Origin of the sequence: Peribacillus loiseleuriae, assembly GCF_001183985.1 — a bacterium.
Lineage (GTDB): Bacteria > Bacillota > Bacilli > Bacillales > DSM-1321 > Peribacillus > Peribacillus loiseleuriae.
In genome coordinates, this window is record NZ_LFZW01000001.1 from 1,055,828 (window position 1) to 1,074,533 (window position 18,706).

15 protein-coding genes are annotated in these 18,706 nt (G+C 38.0%); 10 read left to right on the top strand and 5 right to left on the bottom strand.

All coding sequences use genetic code 11. From position 1 onward, the window contains the following. The first annotated feature begins 102 nt into the window (after positions 1-102). Together AC625_RS04780 and AC625_RS04785 are read left to right on the top strand one after the other, a co-directional pair. A complete protein-coding gene (locus tag AC625_RS04780) occupies positions 103-1,290 on the top strand; it encodes an amidohydrolase (protein ID WP_049680229.1) in 1,188 nt (395 codons plus the stop codon). 200 nt (positions 1,291-1,490) lie between these two features. Beyond that, positions 1,491-2,039: an RDD family protein gene (locus AC625_RS04785; RefSeq protein WP_049680230.1), complete on the top strand. Its 549-nt coding sequence runs from the start codon at positions 1,491-1,493 to the stop codon at positions 2,037-2,039. A gap of 139 nt (positions 2,040-2,178) precedes the next feature. Here AC625_RS04785 and AC625_RS04790 read toward each other — a convergent pair whose 3' ends face one another. Beyond that, entirely contained in the window at positions 2,179-2,769 is a 591-nt protein-coding gene (locus AC625_RS04790; protein ID WP_049680231.1) for a DNA-3-methyladenine glycosylase, read from the bottom strand. A gap of 147 nt (positions 2,770-2,916) precedes the next feature. Here AC625_RS04790 and proC point away from each other — a divergent pair, with 147 nt between their 5' ends. From proC to AC625_RS04805, 3 genes are all read left to right on the top strand, one after another. Continuing rightward, on the top strand, positions 2,917-3,726 hold the full coding sequence (proC, locus tag AC625_RS04795; protein ID WP_049680232.1) for a pyrroline-5-carboxylate reductase: 810 nt from the start codon (positions 2,917-2,919) through the stop codon (positions 3,724-3,726). A 376-nt stretch (positions 3,727-4,102) separates the two neighbouring features. Continuing rightward, on the top strand, positions 4,103-5,479 hold the full coding sequence (locus AC625_RS04800; RefSeq protein ID WP_049680233.1) for an FAD-binding oxidoreductase: 1,377 nt from the start codon (positions 4,103-4,105) through the stop codon (positions 5,477-5,479). A gap of 194 nt (positions 5,480-5,673) precedes the next feature. Beyond that, complete coding sequence (locus tag AC625_RS04805) at positions 5,674-6,417, top strand: YqjF family protein (protein ID WP_281177265.1); 744 nt, start codon at positions 5,674-5,676, stop codon at positions 6,415-6,417. A 282-nt stretch (positions 6,418-6,699) separates the two neighbouring features. Here AC625_RS04805 and AC625_RS04810 read toward each other — a convergent pair whose 3' ends face one another. From AC625_RS04810 to AC625_RS04825, 4 genes are all read right to left on the bottom strand, one after another. After that, on the bottom strand, positions 6,700-7,494 hold the full coding sequence (locus AC625_RS04810) for a DUF2935 domain-containing protein (protein ID WP_049680235.1): 795 nt from the start codon (positions 7,492-7,494) through the stop codon (positions 6,700-6,702). 131 nt (positions 7,495-7,625) lie between these two features. Beyond that, complete coding sequence (locus tag AC625_RS04815) at positions 7,626-8,483, bottom strand: DUF4097 family beta strand repeat-containing protein (RefSeq protein ID WP_049680236.1); 858 nt, start codon at positions 8,481-8,483, stop codon at positions 7,626-7,628. Between the two features lie 381 nt (positions 8,484-8,864). Further along, positions 8,865-10,214 carry an MFS transporter gene (locus AC625_RS04820; protein WP_049680237.1) on the bottom strand — a complete coding sequence of 450 codons (1,350 nt, stop codon included), beginning with the start codon at positions 10,212-10,214 and terminating at the stop codon, positions 8,865-8,867. A gap of 278 nt (positions 10,215-10,492) precedes the next feature. Next, the gene (locus tag AC625_RS04825; RefSeq protein ID WP_049680238.1) at positions 10,493-11,287 is read right to left on the bottom strand and encodes an IclR family transcriptional regulator; all 795 of its coding nucleotides are present in this window, start codon (positions 11,285-11,287) and stop codon (positions 10,493-10,495) included. 282 nt (positions 11,288-11,569) lie between these two features. Between AC625_RS04825 and AC625_RS04830 the strand changes: the two genes are divergently transcribed. From AC625_RS04830 to ystJ, 5 genes are all read left to right on the top strand, one after another. After that, on the top strand, positions 11,570-12,880 hold the full coding sequence (locus tag AC625_RS04830) for a lyase family protein (RefSeq protein ID WP_049680239.1): 1,311 nt from the start codon (positions 11,570-11,572) through the stop codon (positions 12,878-12,880). After that, a complete protein-coding gene (locus AC625_RS04835) occupies positions 12,864-14,384 on the top strand; it encodes an aldehyde dehydrogenase family protein (RefSeq protein WP_049680240.1) in 1,521 nt (506 codons plus the stop codon). Before AC625_RS04830 ends, AC625_RS04835 begins: the two co-directional genes overlap by 17 nt. A gap of 30 nt (positions 14,385-14,414) precedes the next feature. Next, positions 14,415-15,530, top strand: a complete 1,116-nt coding sequence (locus tag AC625_RS04840; RefSeq protein ID WP_049680241.1) for a Zn-dependent alcohol dehydrogenase — start codon at positions 14,415-14,417, stop codon at positions 15,528-15,530. Positions 15,531-15,632: 102 nt separating this feature from the next. Continuing rightward, entirely contained in the window at positions 15,633-17,057 is a 1,425-nt protein-coding gene (locus AC625_RS04845; protein WP_049680242.1) for an aspartate ammonia-lyase, read from the top strand. Between the two features lie 155 nt (positions 17,058-17,212). Further along, positions 17,213-18,460, top strand: a complete 1,248-nt coding sequence (ystJ, locus tag AC625_RS04850) for an NADP-dependent malic enzyme (protein WP_049680243.1) — start codon at positions 17,213-17,215, stop codon at positions 18,458-18,460. The last annotated feature ends 246 nt before the right edge of the window (positions 18,461-18,706 follow it).

Genomic DNA, 18,706 nt, shown 5'->3' on the forward strand with positions numbered 1-18,706 from the left:
TTGAGTTTAATTTAGATATTTATTTTTTGTCTAATGTTTGACTCATTTAATGGTGATACATCGTTTCTGAATAAAATAATCATGATTAGGGAGGGTATTATTGTGAGAAAACAATTAATGGACATGTTAGAAGCACGTAAAGATGAAATCATTCAAATTCGCCGTTATTTACACGAAAATCCAGAGTTGTCTTTTAAAGAAGAAAAAACGGCTCAATATATTGCCAATTTTTACAATGGAAAAGCTGTTGAGATTCAAACAAATGTGGGGAATGGTTATGGCATTATTGTAACGATTAAAGGTGGAAAACCAGGAAAAACAATTGGTTTACGAGCCGATTTTGATGCGTTGCCAATTGTAGAAGAAGCAGATGTTCCTTTTAAATCGAAAAATGAAGGGGTTATGCATGCGTGTGGACATGATGGACATACGGCATATTTATTAGTGTTAGCTGATTGTTTAATTCAGTTAAAAGACTCAATTCCAGGAACGATTAAAATTATTCATCAACATGCGGAAGAGGTTCCACCGGGTGGAGCAAAAAGCATTGTTGAGTCTGGTTTGATTGACGACTTAGACGCAGTTTACGGCATTCATTTGTTACCAATGGGTCCAGCAGGAGTTGTAGGGTATCATGCAGGGTTTTCGTTCAATGGAAGAGCATATTTCAAATTAAAAGTTCAAGGGATAGGCGGACACGGTTCGTCGCCTCATCTGGCTAACGATGCAATTGTTGCTGGTTCATACTTTGTTACAGCCGTTCAAACCATTATTAGCCGCAGGTTAAATCCATTTGATGTGGGTGTTATTACAATCGGTTCTTTTGATGGAAAAGGTACTTTCAACGTTATTAAAGACAGTGTCGAACTGGAAGGTGATATTCGTTATATGACTGTAGAAACAAAGGAAAAGATTGAGAAAGAAGTCCGTCGTCTTGTAAAAGGACTTGAAGAAGAGTTTGGTGTGACATGTGAGCTAACATATGAATCGGATTATCCACCTTTATACAATGACCCTGAACTTACAGAACAGGTTGCAGCAAGTTTACGAAGCATGAATGAAAAAGAGATTAAAGAAGTGAAGGAATTCCCGGCAATGCCACCATCAGAAGACTTTGCTTACTATGCAGAAAAATTTCCTGCTTGCTTCTTTTACATCGCATGTACTCCAAAAGGTGTAGAAAAATCGTATTTCAATCATCATCCCAAATTTGATATTGACGAAGATTCCCTTCTTGTAGCTGCTAAATCAGTTGGACAAGTTGTTTGTAGCTATTATGGATTGGACTAAGATGAAAAAGTAGGGAAAATCTTATCATCCGTGGGTGGTAAGGTTTTTTTGTTTTATATAAATTTATGGTTACAAATAGAAAAATAATGAATAGTAGTTATTAATTATGACCTTTTTAGAAAATAAGTAATGAGTCTTCTAAATTTATGTATAATTGAATATGTATGTTGTTAGTGGCATAAGTAAAGGAGGGCACAACTATGGTTGAAAACCCAGCAGGTTTTTGGGTGCGGTTTGGCGCAAAGGTAATTGATGCACTTATTTTTATTGTACTTGGATTAATATTAGGAGCAATTTTTTCGGATGGGACTTCTGAATGGGTGAGCAATATTATCTCATTTTTATATGCTTTATTACTTCCTATCTTTTGGTATGGTTATACAGTCGGGAAAAAGGCGCTGAGTGTTCGGATTGTAAAGCTTGATGGAAGTCAGGTTACGTTCTGGACAATGATTAAGCGTAATGTCATTGCATGGATAGTATATGGACTGCCTTCGATTCTAGGTTTTATCGGATTTATTGTAATATTCGGTGTTTCCGGATTAGATGTATTCATGAGTGAAGATTTGATGTCTGATGAAGTACTTGGCGAACTATTTAAAGGGTTTGCTTGGCTGATGATTGGCCTTATACTATCAGGTGTTCTCTATGTAATTAGTGCTTTTATGATTGGCCTACGAGAAGATAAGCGTGCGATTCACGACTTAATTGCCGGAACATATGTAACGAAAAATAAGCCAAATTTATAGTAGAGGAAATCCCAAAATGATCTGACCTCGCACTCTATACACAGTATATAGTAGTAGAATACTAACCATATACTGTAGATAGTAGTTGCGGGGTCTGACCCTTTCGTTATGGAACAGCCTCTTTTTTAGTCAGATATAATTATTTGGAGACATACGAATTCCCTGTAATCCAGAAACGCCATGGATAATCCTTTGCTTCACCGCTGTTCCCAATACCAATTCTGGGACCGATGGAGATATGTTCAGGGATAATACCAGATGTGATATAAATCGGCGGCTTTGTATAGCTCGATCCGTAGTCCTGCATCGTAATGCCGAGTGCCTTCGTTAATTTTCCAGGCCCATTTGTCAACTTCTTCACATCTTGTAAACTGCGTCTTTGTTGCATCCGTTCAATCCCTTCAACAGGCTCCACAGCTCGAATGAGGATGGCTTCGGGTTTATCAACCCCACCGCTCGTGACATTGACCAATGTATGAGTATGCATTTGATAAGTATATACTAGCCCTGATCGCCCAAACATAATTTCTGTCCGTTTCGTTCGCCGATTGCCAAAACTATGGGCGGCACGATCTTCAGGTCCCATATAAGCTTCAGTTTCCACGATGTACCCTGAACAAATGCTTTCGGGCGTTTCTTTTACCAACAAACAGCCTAGCAAAGATTGCGCAAGATTCAATGTTGGTTTTTCAAAAAAGTCAATCGATAAAGGTGTATGAAAGTTAGTCATATGTAGCCCTCCACTGTTTTTGTGATTTTTGAAACAATATGTTTTGTAATAGTAAGTACTTTTTATGAAAATAACCTATTCGCTAAATAATGGCATAGTTCGTAAAGGTCATCTTAGAATAGAATAAACAAATAGGATGTGTCTTACATGGATAAACAAATAGGATTTGTTGGCTGCGGAAAAATGGGACAGGCCATGGTTGAAGGAATGATCACGGCTGGTGTTGTGTCAGCTGATTCAATCAAAGTAAGTACAAGTTCGGCAACTACGTTATTAAAGGTAACCGAAAAGCTTCGCGTTCAAGGATCACTAAATAACAAGGATATTGCCCGATTTGCAGATTTTTTATTCTTAGCCGTCGAACCTTCGAATTACGAGAAAGTCATAGATGAAATCAAAAATGATGTGAAAGAAGATGTTGTGATTATTATGATCGCCGCGGGTATTTCTATTCAAACTGTGACGGCAGCTTTTGGACGGACAGTTAAGGTAGTCCGGACGATGCCAAATACGCCATCTTTAGTTGGAGAAGGAATGACAGCTTTTGCTATTAATGAGTTAATAACTGAAGAAGATTTGGCGAATGTAGAAGAAATATTGAATGCGTTTGGGAAAACAGAACTACTTAAGGAAGGACTAATGGATGCTGTGCCTGCTATTAGTGGTTCTTCTCCTGCTTACGTGTATATGTTTATTGAGGCATTGGCTGATGGAGGAGTAAGGGATGGTATTCCGAGAAAACAAGCGTATAAAATGGCCGCTCAAGCAGTTCTCGGAGCTGCAAAAATGGTTCTTGAAACAGAGGAGCATCCGGGTAGTTTAAAGGATAATGTATGTACTCCAGGGGGATCGACCATTCGAGCGGTAGCTGCCTTGGAAGAAAGCAATTTCAGAGCATCAATCTTGAATGCCATGAAAGCATGCACTCGAAAAAGTAAAGGATTAGAGGAAGTATGAGAATGGAAGAAAAGCCAGTTACGATTGGCTTTTTTTGTTGTTTAGCGAACTATGAAACGATTTATTTGGATCACTAAATTTGTTTGTCCGCTGGTCGCTTTTAGGGGATTAGAAATCAGCTCACGGCTGATATATTGTAAGAAACAGCTAATATATGCAAGATAGTCTAGTACTTTGAGGGGGTCGATTGGATGAATCACTTCATAATGCAAGCAAAGGCTGTATAATTTAATGGAAAATAGAAGAAATAATCTATTTCTGTTTATCTCATCTAAAAGGATCGTGATTTTCAGAATAGAGGGATGAATATATTTAATTTTCGGACAATTTGAATTAAGATTAAGAAGGAGAATAAACAAAGAAGGGGAGAGACAATATGGTAGATTACGTGAAAGAGCTGAAAAGTCTATTAGCAGAGGACCGGGTAACGATTAATCAAACGATTTTGGAGCAGCACAGCCGGGATGAGTCCTATCATACTCCGCGTTTGCCGGATGTCGTGGCTTTTCCGGAAAATAAAGAAGAAGTGAGTGCATTATTAAAATTTGCCAACGAACAAGAAATCCCTGTTGTTCCGTTTGGACTCGGTACAAGTTTGGAAGGGAATGCAATTCCTTATAGCGGCGGCATCTCCTTGGATATGTCGCTGATGAACAAAGTGATTGAAGTACGAGAAAAGGATTTTTTAGTCAAAGTTCAGCCAGGTGTTACACGAACACAGCTCAACAAGACGCTAAAACAATATGGACTGTTCTTTTCGGTTGACCCGGGTGCAGATGCTACCCTTGGCGGGATGGCTGCGACAAATGCTAGTGGAACAACTGCGGTTAGATACGGGATCATGCGGGATCAAGTTCGTGACCTTGAAGTGGTGTTAGCCAATGGGGAAATCATCCATACCGGAAGCCTAGCAACGAAGTCTTCGTCAGGACTGCACTTGAACGGGTTGTTTGTTGGTTCGGAAGGGACCCTAGGCGTATTCACTGAACTGATTCTTAAGGTATATGGAATTCCTGAAGAAATCGTCGCAGGAAGAGCCTCATTTCCTACTGTTCAGCAAGCGGTTTCAGCCGTGAATGGCATTATGTCTGCGGGCATTCCAATTGCAAGAATCGAACTGGTGGATGCGCGCTCAATTACACAAGTGAATACCTATATGAACAAGTCTTATGAAGAAAAACCGACTTTATTCCTTGAATTTCACGGCAACGCAGCAGGCTTAGCCCAAGATGTAGAGTTTGCAAAGGACATTGTTCGTGATTTTGGCTGTGAGAATATTACGTTTGAAACCGACTCCATCGCTAGAAATGAATTATGGGAAGCACGGCATAAACTTGCATATGCTTTAATTCATAGCTCGCCTGGGAAGAAGCTTATGTCTACTGATGTCAGTGTTCCTCTTCATGAATTATCGGAGGCGATTTTGAACACTCGAGAAAAAATTGACCTCTCGAAAGTAGAAGGAGCTATTGCAGGTCATGTTGGCGATGGCAACTATCATGTGCTCTTTATGTTGGATTTGACGGATCCAATTGAAGTAGCTGAAGCGATGCGGTTAAATGCAGAAATCGTCGACTATGCACTTAGTCGTGGGGGAACATGTACAGGTGAACACGGGGTCGGAATTGGCAAAAGGATTTACCAACGTCGCGAACATGGAAATGCGTATGATGTCATGGTATCGATTAAGCAAGTTTTAGATCCAAAAGGAATATTAAATCCAGGGAAAATATTTTTGGACGAAACGGAATAAATCAATTCGTTTTCCAATTATCAAGGGGGCTTAAAGTGAGGGTGAACATTACCTGCTGTATAACATTTGTGACACCCTTTTTGTACGTTGTTTCTCGTCCTATTCATAAATATCTCTGATATAGGATAAGGTAGAATAGATGCGTTCAATCTTATTCATGATAGGAGCGAGAAAGATTCATGCACGTTGAATTTATGCAACTTGATCACCGACCTTTTTCTTTGCCTTCGTCACCTTGGTTGCTGAGCCAGGTGTGGGAGGACTTATTATTTATGCATTACCCAATAGCCCCGAATGTTTTAAGAAATTACGTACCACGTGAACTTGAACTGGATGTTTATCAAAATAAGGCATGGATGACTATCATTCCATTTAGGGTCACAAAAATGAAGGGAAGGGGATTTCCACCTCTTCCGTTGTTGAATGCATATCTGGAGTTAAACGTCCGAACCTATGTGACGTATAAAGGCATCCCAGGTATCTATTTTTTTAGCCTGGATGCGAACCATCCCCTCTTTGTGATTGGGGCAAGGATCTCAGTAGGGCTTCCCTACAAACATGCTCAAATGAAATTTCAACAACTGAATAATGGTTTTCAATTTAAGAGTGAAAGGCACCTAGATAAAAGCATCTCTGAAAAAATTGATCTCACCTATAAACCGGGAGATGTATTGTTTGAAACACTGCCAGGGTCTTTAGATCACTGGCTATTAGAGCGATATTGCATGTATTCGTTTCAGGGAAAAAAACTATTAAGAGGAGACATCCATCATGATAAATGGAAGGTTTCGAAAGCTAAAGTAACCACTTTAATCAACACTATGGCCTCCTTTTTGCCAGTAGATAATATTGCGAAAATCCCTAGTTTGCTACATTACTCAAACCGAAGAAGGGTTTTCATCTATCCGCCAAAAAAAGTAGGAGAGAGAATGAAGTAGGTTAAAGGAGTAAAAAAAAGAGGGGAGTTAGTAGTAACAGCCAAGCGAACATAAACTGATGTCTCGCTATATAGAATCCAACAAGGGGAAACATAAAAGAAGAAAGTCTCCACTTAATAAAACGAATAGGGAAGCTTCCTTTTACGCTTGCTTGCACATTACTTGTAAAATTGTTTATCCCGCATTAACGGGCAGTAAGCCCCCACTTCAAGGCTTAGAGGAATCGAAGAAGCGTAGTAGGTGGGGGGCAACTGCCTGTAAAAGCCTGATTGAAGTTTCACTTTATCCATGACTATTTTGAAGATGCCCTTCAAACATATCGATAATTTCAATAAACCTTTCTGCTTCCCTAAATACATGATCAGCTAGAAGAGGGTGGATATTACTTTTTATCCGGCATGCTTCGATTAAATCTCGCGCTGTTTTCTTGAAATCCCTAAGTGAAACGACGGAAACCCTGTTTTGATCTAAAAATTGGCCTAGTAGTGCAGGTGTCTCGGATTCTGGTTTCATATGATCCAAATCGATTGCTTGGTACATCAGTTGATCAAAATCATGACTAAATTCTCTTGCTTGGTCGACCAATTTTCTTTCGCTAGGATCTAAAAGATGTCCAATAAATTTAGCATGATCCGCCATAATTTTAAGGAAGAAAACATTTTCTTGAATAATGGCTTCTGGCAAAGGCACAAGCTTTCCTTCATTGAGCTCCTTTAATCGATTCGCGAAATAAGCAGCCTCTCGACTCGTATGATCAATCAATAATGGGTAATTATTTGAGAGTACCTCACATCTTAAAGTTAGACCCAATACCTTTCTTTTATAAGCCCAAATAGACGCCACGGATTGATAAACTTGATTATTAAACGCTTTTACCTGTTGTGGATCAGAACTGACAGAAAACCGATTTAATTGCTCCTCAATTCTTTCAAAAACCGTGATAAATTGCTTGGCTTCATCAATTAATTTAATATCATCTGAACTGAATCCCAAACTTAAAAATAAGGAGTGCTCTTTCATAATCCTTGACCAGAAACGGATTTCATCTAATGATCTACTGACAAATTCATTTGCCATTAAAGCCCTCCTCTTATCACAAGCTATTTCTATCTATATGTGATACTTCTAAAATTCATTCATTCGGAGAGGAGGGTTAAAATTGTTAGCTCGATGTCCTCTTTTCTAAAAATGGAAATGGATAAATGCACTTACTGAACAGTGATGATGCCGCTAGATACTTGAAGATTCACTGGATGTTTACCAGAGCCATACGTTCCTTCCATATTCTTATGTGATGACGATGCGTTTTTTAATTGAAAACTATTGTTAATGACTCCACTACTTACTTTTCCATGAAGCGTAAAGTTCGCATCTTCTGGTAAATCTAAGTTGACGGAACCTGAACGAACTGTAACATCAGCTGAAGCGGTTAGCTCATCAAGCTGAATGTTAAACAAGCCAGATGAAACCTCGGCTTGTAGTTCACCGATGTAATGCTTAACAACCATTCTGCCAGAACTCAACTGAAAGTCTCCAGAATCCGTTTTAACAGAGTTCATTTCAAAATTTCCTGATGAAACAACAGAAGTAAAGGTATCTACGTTCAGATTGGAGAAATCCACATGACCTGACCCAGTATGGATTGAAAGATCTTTAAGTTCCATTGGACGATTCTTCGAGACACCAGCAAATTTCAAGCTGCCAGACGACACGGAAATATCCATGCTTTTATTGTAATCTTCAGGAATATAAATAGTGATTTTAGGGGAATTGAAAAAACCAATTTGCTCAAACCATTTACGCTTGTATTCAATCATTATTTTATTCCCTATTTGCTCCACATTGACAGAACCCTGGCCACTTAATTCTGCTTTTATATCGGACCTTTTTTCGGGAACGACCTTTGCTTCAACGCTTGAAATATGAAATTCAAGTGTATCTATTCCTTTGGTTACCTTAGTATGATTCGATTTCCCATGAGCAAAAAGCGAGGGAATCGAATTGGATATCGTAAATAATAAGCCAATCCCAATAATAACAAGAAAAATCATTAGATAATTTTTCACAAAAAACCCTCCATTAGCAATTTGTTTTCGATAAGTTAATTTTAGGGAAATACAGTTGTTTAAACAATGAGCTGGGGAATTATTTATTGCTAGGGGTTGAGGCTTATATTTATTGTGGAAACACTTTTTTTACAAGACTATGTTAAACAATATTGTTGTTAAAAAGATTTTTGGCTCATTCGTGTGAACCCGTGGTTTCACACGTCTTTTACAAAGATTCCGATATTGAAGTGAAAAGATTAACAAATAGCGCCATTGATATGCTTCTTTTTTGAAGTGTCTAGTTACATAAAAACGAAAGGCTTACAGAGAAGAGGAAGAAATCTTCTGTAAGCCGGGAACACAATAATCTGTAGTAAGTTTTAACTTTAAAAGTATCCTTTAATTTTTATTTCCATTACTACTTGCTTCACTAAGTGTAAGTGATTTAGTTTCAGGAGCCCAAGCGATTGATACAATTGCTCCAATAATAAGGACAGCTGTGAGACATAGCATTGTATATTGAATCCCTATACTAGCAATCCCGATTGGAAGCAAGAACGTACCAATTGCTGAACCTAACCTACTTACAGCTGTTGCAAGTCCAACGCCAGAAGAGCGAATTTCAGTTGGAAAGCTCTCGGCTGGAAATACACCAACCAAGTTGCTGACAGCAGACATGATCAAGGTGAAGATGGCAAAAGAAAGTATCATTAATGTTGTTGCACTGATAGGTAGAATACTGAGAAGAGCGAGCGTAATGATTAATACGATAAAAGAGCTGATCAAAAATCCGCGACGAGAATATTTTACCGTAAACCAAATACCTAAAACGGCACCTATGATGAGAATCCCGTTTAATAGAAGATCTGTTCCAGATCCTTCGCTCATTCCGATCGCATCAAGAATGTTTGGCAAGAACGTGTAAATAGCAAAGTAAGGGATAACAAGACAAACAAAGAATATACAATTGAAGGCAGTTCGTTTTCTTATCTCTTTACTGAATAAGGTTGAAAAGCTTCCCTTAGTTTGTACCGGCGATTCATCATCAAGTACTATATTCGGTCCGACATATTTCTTGACAATTTCTCGAGCCTCTTCAATCCGTCCTTTACTAATCAACCATCTAGGTGACTCTGGTGTACCCATTCGCAAAATCAAAATAATAACAGCGGGAATCGCTGATGAAGCTAACATCCATTTCCATGCGTCTGGAGAGGTGCCGATGGCAAAAATGCCGATCAAGTTTGCTGCTACATAACCAAAAGTCCATATTACACTGAATGAACCTAATAATACTCCTCGATGTTTTCGTGGTGAAAATTCGGCTAACATTGTGTGACCTACGCTATAATCGCCGCCAAGTCCAATCCCTATCAAAATTCTGTATAATACAAGTTCTATGGGGCTATCTGCGAAAAACTGTAAAATGGATGCAACGGTAATGACGATAAAACTAAAGACAAATATTTTTTGCCTTCCTACATAATCGGATATCCAACCTAAAACCAAACTGCCTAAAAAAAGACCTATTAAAGCGGAGCTTCCAATTAAGCCAATCCAAAGTGGCGTTAAACCCATTTGGGGTGTCATTAGGGTAAGGGCAAATCCGATAATACCTAAAATATATCCATCAGTGAAATGAGCCCCGAACGTAAGACCTGCTATTTTAATATGGAATTTGTTCAGTGGTGCATCATCTAATTTAATTGTATTACCAGTATCTTTAAGTGCTACGTTTTGGTTTGCCATTGAATCTCCCCCTGTTTAATCTATAAATTTGTTAATAGATTAAAAGTCATGTATGAAACCATTTATAGAGGAAAACGTTTTCATTTATAAGAAAAATAAAAAATGCTCACTATACGAACTTTTTGTCCATTATTTGAATATATTTGAATTATAATCTTGTGTCTTTTCTTTGTCAATTAATTCATAGACTTATTTAAAAAAAGAACAGTAGATGTAAAAAAAGAAGGAGGTCATCGTTTACTGATAGTAAATGATGACCTCCTTCTTTTTTTGTTGGATTACTCTATCTGTTCTTCGATTTTTTTTGCGGCATCTAGCATTCGATCGCTTGATAGTAAAAGATCTTCTTTTGTAAGGCGGAAACTCGGCCCACCCAGCGTAATAAATGCGACTAAATCTTTTTTCTTGTTAAAGATAGGTGCTGAAATCGCATTTTCATTTTCATCTAGTTCGCCAATCGATATTCCAACCTTTTGAACACGAATTTTTTCTAGTTCTTTACGCAGTTCTTCTGGATCGGTAATTGAATATTTGGATAGTGGTTCAAGGGGCTGCTCTAATAAAATATCCAACTCCTTTTGAGGCAGCAAACTTAATAAAATTTTCCCGTTAGATGTGCAGTGTAAAGGTGAAATAGTGTGAGTATAGTCAACTAGTCTAACACTATGATCAGTATCTATTTGATCAATAGTAAGAGTTCCATCATGCTTAGGAACACTAAGTAGAACAGTTTCGCCCATTTCTTCTTTTAATTTTAATAGCGTGTTGCGAGCTCTTCGTATGAGATAACCATATGAATCGTTTTTTGAAGTTAATTGATGAAGAGCATACCCGAGCTGATACCCTTTAGAAAAAGGATCCTTTTCTACAAACCCTTGATTTTCAAGGGTTCCAATCAAACGCCAGGCTGTAGTCCGGTTCAGCGCAGCCTGTTTAGCCAGATCACCGACCGAAATGGATGATGGATTTTCTCCAATAAGCTTCAAAAGCAATAAAGCGCGTTCAACGGCTTGTACAGAAGAACCTTCTTTATTAAAGGGGTGTTTTGATTTAATTTGATTATTATTTTCCATCTTTTCATTATAGCTTAAGACAATGGAAGATTGCTAATCAATTCATTCTGATCAAAAAAATGATTAAATTATTGACTGATTAATTAATTGGGTATATTATAAATTTGTGTTCTCGATATGAACTTATTGTTCGTAATATGAACAAAAGAAAGCGTCATCTTTATAGAATAGAGGCTATATGGATTGCATCGCTTTTTGGAATAAAAAAGTTTTGGAGGAGGGATATCAATCATTTGGGCTGATGAGGTTGAAAAACGGACAGAGAGAGATTACTTCGGCAAAGTGGATATTCCAAAAGATGCTTTATATGGCATTCAAACAATGAGAACGGTGCAAAATCTATCTTTCTCTGGTCAACTATTAAAAAATTATCCAGAATATATTGTGTCATTAGCTATGGTTAAAAAAGCTGCAACGTTAGCTAATCAGGAGGCGGGTATTCTACCCCCTTCAATTGGAACCGCTATCTTAAATGCTTGTGATCAAATAATTCAAGGGAACTATCATGACCACTTCATTGTTGATATTTTTCATGGAGGCGGTGGGATTGGTACGAATATGAATGTAAATGAAGTGTTAGCCAATTTGGCTAATGAATCTCTAGAAGGTACCTTAGGTGTTTATACGCCAGTTCATCCTGTAGAGCATGTAAACGCTTCCCAATCCACCTCGGATGTATGCCATACATCTATACGTTTAGCGATTGTGCGGTGTTTTGAACGGTTGGACCATAAGTTAACAAAAATGCATGCTACGATAGAAAAAAAATCACAAGAGTTTATGAGCGTAACCACAATCTCCCGGACTTGTTTACAGGATGCAATGCGCATTAGGTTAGGGGATGCTTTCAGTGGGTATGCATCTGTACTGAAAAGGCGCCATATTTCTTTAAGAGAATCCGTTATGTCGTTACTTACTATTAACCTTGGAGCGACAGTTATTGGGAATGGTGTAGGGGCTTCAGAAAAATATAAAGAAGTGGTTATCGAGAAACTGCGTGATGTATCGAATATGGATGTTTCAAAACGTGACAATTTATTTGATGCAGCGCAAAACATTGATGATTTAGCTCATATGTCAAAGGAATTGAGTTTATTAGCAACATCACTAATCAAAGTCGCCAAAGATTTAAGACTACTTTCATCGGGACCCGAAGCAGGATTTGCAGAAATTACTTTGCCATCGGTTCAGGCAGGTTCCTCCTTTTTTCCAGGAAAAGTGAATCCAGTCATCCCTGAAACGATGATTCAAAGCTGTTTTCAAGTCCTCGGGTGTGATCGAATTGTTCAAGCTGCCTTGGAACATGGTGAACTTGACTTAAATATTTTTGAAGGAATGGCAGGCGCCAATATATTGAATGGGTTATACATGCTTACGAATACTTCTCATTCCTTTACAGAGTTATGTCTAAAGGACATAGCACCTAATGAAGAAAGATGTACAGAACTTTCAAATACATTTATTCCAGTTATTGTGGAATTGAAAGAACAAATGGGTTATTCAGCAGTTTCCAAATTAATAAAAGAACATGATCGTAAATCTATAAAATACTTACTAAATAATGGAGGTATAGACCATGATACAAGAAACTAAACAGTTTGAAGGAATTGAGCAGCCAAAACTAGAGTGGGCTCATGAATGGCTTAAAACAACGAAAAAGCTTTATATCAATGGAGAATGGGTGGATAGCTCAGGAGAAAAAGTGATTGAATCGATCAATCCAGCCAATGGAGAAGTTTTAGGTGATTTTCAATCTGCTGAAATGCAAGATGTAGATGCAGCTATTCAAGGAGCAAGAATCGCTCTAGAACAAGGTTCATGGAAAGAGATGAGCCGTAAGGATAGAGGAAAAGTTTTACGGAAAATCAGTGCACTTATTCATGAGCATCATGCGGAGCTTGCAACATTGGAAGCGCTTGATAACGGTAAATTATATACAGAAGCGTACAATGATGATGTGCAAGAAGCAGCGGACTTATTTGAATATTACGCGGGATGGACAGATAAATATTATGGTGAAAACAATCCTGTAGAAGGTAATTTCTTAAGTGTCACAACGAGAGATCCAATCGGTGTATGCGGACAAATTGTGCCATTTAATTTTCCAATTCAAATGGCTGTCTTAAAACTATCTCCTGCCTTATCGATGGGGAATACGGTTGTGTTAAAACCAGCTGATAAAACCTCTTACTCTGTTATTCGATTGTTTGAAATTATTGATGAAGCAGGAGTTTTGCCAAAGGGTGTTATTAATTTAGTCCTTGGTGATGGTGAGGTAGGTTCTTATATTAGTAGGCATATGGGTATTGATAAACTATCGTTTACAGGTAGTACACATATTGGGAAACAATTAATCCATGACTCAGCTAATAGCAATTTAAAACCAGTAACTTTAGAACTTGGTGGTAAATCGCCTAACATTATTTTTAGTGATTTTCCGGATTTAGATGCAGCGATTGAACGCTCATTTTTTGCATTATTTACACATAAGGCTGAAAAATGTTCTGCTCCGACCCGGTTATTTGCACAACGTGACATTTATGATGAAGTGGTAGAAAAAATCGCTGAGTATGCTAAAAACTACAAATGTGGTGATCCATTTGATCCAGCAAGTGATCAAGGTGCACAAGTGTCCAAGCAGCATATGGAATCCATTTTAAATTACATTGAGAGTGGTAAAGAACAAGGGGCACGAGTAGTAGCTGGAGGGGAACGAGATACAACTGGAACAAATGCTAATGGCTATTTTGTTCGACCAACTATTTTTGCTGAAGTTGATAATAAAATGAAAATTGCTCAGGAAGAGATTTTCGGACCTGTACTCTGCATCATCCCATTTGATACAGAAGAAGAAGTTATTCAAATGGCAAATGATACGATTTATGGTCTTGGAGCAGGGTTATGGACAGGCAACACTTCCCGTGCTCATCGCGTAGCTAATCAGCTTAACGCCGGTATGGTTTTCGTTAATAGATATGGATGTTATGACTTTGCTAGTCCATTTGGAGGCATGAAGCAAAGTGGATGGGGTAAAGAATATGCCGTTCATTCATTACAAGCATTTACAAAATCAAAAGCTATTTGGTTCGCGTACTAAAAAAATTTACTTAAAAGAGGGGATCATACAATGAAAATAAAAGCGGCTGTTATGACTGAAGTAGGTAAACCATTATCCATTCAACAAGTAGAACTTAGTGAACCAAAATCGAATGAAGTTCTTGTGAAAATAAAAGCAACTGGTGTTTGCCATAGCGATTTAAATGCATTACATGATCAAACGACGCCAACACCGACTATTCTTGGGCATGAAGGTTCAGGAATTGTTGAAGCAGTTGGCTCAAATGTTACAAGAGTCAAAGTTGGTGACAAAGTAGCTTTGAGCTGGGTCCCGTATTGCGGAACGTGTGAATTTTGTATAACAGGAGCCGTGCATTTGTGTGAGTCTGCATTTGGTCCAATGTTTGAAGGGACACTACTTGATGGCACTTCAAGACTAAGCCAAGATGGAAAACAAATATACCATAACTCTCTATTATCTACTTTTGCAGAATTTGCGGTTGTTCCGGAGATGTCATGTGTAAAGTTGCCGGATGAAATGCCTTTGGCACAAGCTTCCTTAATCGGATGCGGGGTAGCAACAGGGTATGGAGCCGCTGTGAACGCAGCTGGTGTTACACCGGGATCTACAGTTGCCGTCTTCGGTATTGGTGGAGTAGGCGTAAATGCGATTCAAGGAGCTTATATTGCCGGTGCTTCTAAAATTATTGCTTGTGATGTAAAACCTGCTAATTTGGAGATTGCCAAACAGTTTGGCGCAACGCATACGATCAATTCAGCTGAAGTTGATGTAGAAGAAGCGCTAAAAGAACTGACAAATGGTTTAGGTGTTCATTTTGCTATTGATTGTTCGGGGCATACTGCAGCGGCAGAAAGTGCTTGGAAGAGTACAAGAAAAGGTGGTACTGTCGTTCTCGTTGGTGCCTTTAATCCTGAACAAACATTAAATATTCCTGCGGGAGGATTCCATAGAGTTGGAAAAGTTTTAAAAGGAAGTTTTTATGGAGATACGCAGCCATTCCGTGATTTTCCTATGATTGCACAAATGTATTTAGATGGGAAATTCAAATTAGATGAACTTGTGTTAAATCGCATTGAGTTAAATGATATTAATCAAGCTTTTGACTCTTTCCATGACTGCGGGTGTATCAATGTAGGGCGAGCGGTTATTGAATTTAAGGATTAATTGCTAAGCTAAATTTCATTAAAGTGAAGGGTGTTAAAAATTGTAATCATTAATCAATTTAAACACCCTTTTTTTTCCAATAGAAAGTAAGGGGTAGTGAAAATGCGATTAGAAAAAGATTTAATTGGAGAATTGGAAATTGATGAAGAGGTTTATTACGGAATACAAACGGTTCGGGCCTGTCAGAATTTCTCCATTTCTGGTCGGACGGTAGAATTATATCCCCACTTAATAAGAAGTATGGCATTTATTAAAAAAGCAGCGGCAATGTCTAATCACAGTGTCGGTGTTCTTGAGCAAGAGAAAAAAAACGTCATTTGTCAAGCTGCAGATGAAATAATAGATGGAAAAATGACAAATCAATTTCCTGTAGACATTTATCAAGGTGGCGGTGGAGTTTCCATTAATATGAATGTCAATGAAGTGATCGCTAATCGGGCTAATGAACTACTGACAGGTCAAAAAGGATATGATTGCATACATCCGAATGAACATGTAAATATGTCCCAATCAACGAATGATGTACTTCCAAGTGCAATGAAAATGGCTTGTTTTTTCTATATAGAAGATTTATTAATTAGTTTAAATAAAATCGAATTCTCATTGGCAGATAAAGTTGATGGATTTTCCAGTATTGTGAAAATAGCAAGAACTTGCCTCCAAGATGCTGTACCTATTACACTTGGTCAACAATTTAGCGGGTATCATTCTTTTATCAAAAGACAAGTAGAAGACATAAAGAATCTTCAAAAAGAATGCTTGTCTATTATCGTTGGTGCAACAGCAGTTGGAACAGGTATCGGAGCTGCTCCTGGATATACAGAAAAGATGTACGAATATTTGCCAGAGGTATCCAACGTATCGGTCTACAAAGAGGAGAATTTCTTTGATGGCATGCAAAATGCCGATATTTATTTAAAAATCTCTGCTCACTTAAAAGGGTTATCGAGTGGATTATCTAAATTATCCAGCGATTTGAGATTACTTTCATCAGGTCCAAGAGCGGGCTTTGCTGAAATCAATTTGCCTGCGGTACAGCCTGGTTCTTCCATTATGCCAGGAAAAATCAATCCATGTATACCTGAAATGATGATGCAAGTTTGTTTTGATGTATATGGAAATGATCAAGCGATTACATTTGCTGTAGATCGAGGTGAACTGGATCTGAACATCTGGGAACCGATTATTTTGAAAAATTTATTTGAATCTTTTTCTATCTTAACGAATGGAATTAGGTTGTTTACTGAAAAATGCCTAGATGGTATTGAAGTTAATAAAAAAATTTGTTTCAATCATGCTGAAAAATCGTTATCTTTATCTGTCGTTATTTCTTCTCTATTCGGGTACCAAGTTGCGAACGAGGTAGCTTTAGAAGCACATGAAAAAAACTCAACCATTAAAGAAGTAGTCGTTGAAAAAGGACTTTTAAAGGAAGAGGAAGCATCGAAGTTACTAAATCCTGAAAACTTAACGGATTCTGTAAAAATGCATCATTTGTTAAATTTAAAAACTCATTATAATGGCTAAATAAAGTAGAGCCTTAAATTAGTTTGATGCTGTTTTGCTTAAAAGTACGTTTGACATTGAAACGGTCAAAATATTATTTTGTCCGTTTTTTTGTTCAAATGTTCAGTCTATAGACTTAAAAGGAAAGAAAATTCACACGTTAGGAGTGATAGGATATGTCAAATTTACGAGAAAAAGCTCTAAACATGCACAAAGAAAAGAAAGGAAAACTAGGTGTTTGTTTAAAGGTTCCAGTACGTAATGCAAAAGATTTAAGTCTTGCATATTCTCCCGGTGTAGCGGAGCCTTGCTTGGAAATTCATAAAGATGAGAGAAAAGTGTACGATTATACAATGAAAGGAAATCTTGTGGCTGTTGTATCAAATGGAACAGCTGTGTTAGGACTCGGAAATATTGGTCCCAAAGCAGCCATGCCAGTTATGGAAGGAAAAGCAGCGTTATTCAAAATCTTTGCAGACGTAGATGCATTCCCAATTTGCTTGGAAACAAAGGATCCAGACAAAATTGTGGAAACGGTCCAATTATTAGAGCCGACCTTTGGTGGAGTGAACCTTGAAGACATTGCGGCCCCACAGTGTTTTGAGATAGAAGAACGCTTAAAGAAAATATGTCAAATCCCTATTTTTCATGATGACCAGCATGGGACAGCCATTGTAACAGCTGCTGGGTTAATAAATGCTTTGAAACTTGCAGACAAAAAAATAGAAGAAATCCGTGTAGTGGGCAACGGTGCTGGGGCAGCGGGTGTAGCAATTGTGAAGCTCTTACATCATATGGGAGTAAAAGATATTATCTTATGCGATACAAAAGGGATCATTTATGAAGGGCGACCATTCGGAATGAATCCAATCAAAGAAAAAATTGCGCAGATCACCAACATAGAGAAAAAACAGGGCATATTGGAAGACGCTCTTAAGGGAGCCGATGTGTTCGTTGGAGTATCCGCTGCTGGGGCGGTGACAGAAGAAATGGTTCGTTCCATGAATCGTGATCCTATTATATTTGCGATGGCTAACCCCACGCCTGAAATTATGCCAGATTGTGCAAAAGCTGCTGGAGCATTGGTCGTAGGTACAGGGCGTTCGGATTTCCCTAATCAGGTGAACAACGTACTCGCATTCCCTGGTATTTTCCGGGGTGCTTTAGATGTACGAGCTAAGGAAATTAATGAAGAAATGAAACTGGCAGCAGTTTTTGCAATCGCTGACTTAATAGAGGTTGATGATCTTCATCCTGATTATGTAATTCCTGATCCATTTGATCGCAGAGTGGCTGCCCATGTAGCGGTAGCTGTTGCAAACGCTGCAATGGAAACGGGTGTTGCGCAAAAAAATATAGATGTAGCTGAAATTAAAAAACGCCTATTAGCCTTAACGGAAGAAAAACAAAATGTCTTTGTATAAAACTAGTAGAAATTTAAACCTGATCTACTTACTTAATTGTTATAGTAAATAAGGTGTTACTCCGAGTAATGAATTAGATATACGGATTGTTACTTCGAAATGTGTTCCTCTTTTTAGACTGTTGAGAAAATTTCTCTCAACAGTCTATTTGTGTTTATCGAACATCATTAGATAAAAACTCGATGTTCTATTTTGTGTATTAGAGATAATAATGTTAGTAACTTTAAACGGAGAAAAGTGTTTGCC

Bases quoted from the DNA above. Each gene is read 5' to 3' on its own strand.
- AC625_RS04785 (WP_049680230.1), top strand. From the start codon at position 1,491: ATGGTTGAAAACCCAGCAGGTTTTTGGGTGCGGTTTGGCGCAAAGGTA.
- AC625_RS04790 (WP_049680231.1), bottom strand. From the start codon at position 2,769: ATGACTAACTTTCATACACCTTTATCGATTGACTTTTTTGAAAAACCA.
- proC (WP_049680232.1), top strand. From the start codon at position 2,917: ATGGATAAACAAATAGGATTTGTTGGCTGCGGAAAAATGGGACAGGCC.
- AC625_RS04800 (WP_049680233.1), top strand. From the start codon at position 4,103: ATGGTAGATTACGTGAAAGAGCTGAAAAGTCTATTAGCAGAGGACCGG.
- AC625_RS04805 (WP_281177265.1), top strand. From the start codon at position 5,674: ATGCAACTTGATCACCGACCTTTTTCTTTGCCTTCGTCACCTTGGTTG.
- AC625_RS04810 (WP_049680235.1), bottom strand. From the start codon at position 7,494: ATGGCAAATGAATTTGTCAGTAGATCATTAGATGAAATCCGTTTCTGG.
- AC625_RS04820 (WP_049680237.1), bottom strand. From the start codon at position 10,214: ATGGCAAACCAAAACGTAGCACTTAAAGATACTGGTAATACAATTAAA.
- AC625_RS04825 (WP_049680238.1), bottom strand. From the start codon at position 11,287: ATGGAAAATAATAATCAAATTAAATCAAAACACCCCTTTAATAAAGAA.
- AC625_RS04835 (WP_049680240.1), top strand. From the start codon at position 12,864: ATGATACAAGAAACTAAACAGTTTGAAGGAATTGAGCAGCCAAAACTA.
- AC625_RS04840 (WP_049680241.1), top strand. From the start codon at position 14,415: ATGAAAATAAAAGCGGCTGTTATGACTGAAGTAGGTAAACCATTATCC.
- AC625_RS04845 (WP_049680242.1), top strand. From the start codon at position 15,633: ATGCGATTAGAAAAAGATTTAATTGGAGAATTGGAAATTGATGAAGAG.
- ystJ (WP_049680243.1), top strand. From the start codon at position 17,213: ATGTCAAATTTACGAGAAAAAGCTCTAAACATGCACAAAGAAAAGAAA.